The organism is Aeromonas sp. QDB56 (assembly GCF_027705505.1).
GTDB lineage: Bacteria > Pseudomonadota > Gammaproteobacteria > Enterobacterales > Aeromonadaceae > Aeromonas > Aeromonas caviae.
This window is the reverse complement of sequence record NZ_JAPDBZ010000299.1, coordinates 1-1,014: the sequence shown is the minus strand read 5'-3', so window position 1 is coordinate 1,014 and position 1,014 is coordinate 1. Positions and strand designations below refer to the sequence as shown.

The window sequence follows — 1,014 nt, the reverse complement described above, 5'->3', positions numbered from 1 at the left end:
CTGCAAAGTAAACTGGATGGCTTTCTTGCCGCCAAGGATCTGATGGCGCAGGGGATCAAGATCTGATCAAGAGACAGCCCTCGACCTGATCGAGAAGAACAAGGTCAGCCTGAAAGGCCCGCTCACCACTCCGGTCGGCGGTGGCTTCACCTCCATCAACGTCTCCCTGCGCAAGAAGTTCAATCTCTACGCCAACGTGCGCCCCGTCCTCTCCTTCAAGGGCACCAAGAGCCGTTACGACAACATCGACATCATCACGGTGCGCGAGAACACCGAAGGCATGTACTCCGGTGCCGGCCAGAAGCGCAGCGATGACAACCAGAGCGCCGAGGCGATGAGCATCATCACCCGGGAAGGGGCCGAGCGCATCGTCACCTTCGCCTTCGAGCTGGCGCGCCAGGAAGGACGCAAGAAGGTCACCATCATCCACAAGGCCAACATCCTCAAGTCCACCTCCGGCCTGTTCCTGGAAGTGGCCCGTCAGGTCGCGGCCCGCTACCCGGACATCCAGAACGAGGAGATGATCGTCGACGCCGCCTGCATGAACCTGGTGATGTACCCGGAGCGCTTCGATGTGATGGTCACCACCAACCTGTTCGGCGACATTCTCTCGGATCTCTGTGCCGGTCTGGTGGGGGGGCTGGGCATGGCGCCAGGCGCCAACATCGGTGAAGGGGCCGCCATCTTCGAAGCGGTACACGGCTCTGCGCCGGACATCGCCGGCAAGAACATCGCCAACCCCACCTCGGTGATCCTCGCCTCCATCCAGATGCTGGAGTATCTCGGCATGCAGGACAAGGCGGAGCGCATTCGCGAGGCCGTGCGGACGACCATCGAGTCCGGCGATCGGGTGACCCGTGACCTGGGGGGCACAGCGTCCACCAGCGAATTCACCCAGGCCATCATCGACCGTCTATAAATAGAATCCAACCATATGATTTCCTGATTACCCATGACCCTCAGCCAGCTTCAAGAGCCGATATGGCATCGGAGGGCTTGCCACGACTGCATGCC

General features: G+C 60.8%; 1 pseudogene. It reads left to right on the top strand.

Features of this window, described 5'->3' with window-relative positions:
• Positions 1-70: 70 nt before the first annotated feature.
• Positions 71-919 (top strand): annotated as a pseudogene (locus OKB81_RS20520) (isocitrate dehydrogenase); the annotation flags it as partial.
• Positions 920-1,014 lie beyond the last annotated feature (95 nt).